Genomic DNA, 287 nt, shown 5'->3' on the forward strand with positions numbered 1-287 from the left:
ACTATCTGCGTTTGGAGAATGCGTATCTAAAAAAGTTGCAAGCCTTAGTTCAAGCAAAAGAAAAATTAGCGCGGGAGAGAAAGCGCAAATAGCGGATGAACTAAGGCAGCAATACCCGATCGCACGGGTTCTCAAGGTGGTTGATATGGCTCGCAGCACATTTTACTATCAGCGACACCAAGCACTCGATGGTGATAAGTATGCTTCGATCAAGCAGCGTATTCGCAGTATCTATGATAAGCACCATGGTCGTTACGGCTATCGTCGCGTGACGGCTGCTATGCGGC

Annotated in this window: 1 pseudogene; it reads left to right on the plus strand. The window is 47.7% G+C overall.

Annotated elements, in window-relative coordinates:
- Positions 1–287: pseudogene (locus KDM92_RS18710) on the plus strand (IS3 family transposase); the annotation flags it as partial.

Origin of the sequence: Affinundibacterium baiyunense (genome assembly GCF_018139645.1) — a bacterium.
Classification (GTDB): Bacteria; Pseudomonadota; Gammaproteobacteria; order Burkholderiales; family Burkholderiaceae_D; genus Undibacterium; species Undibacterium baiyunense.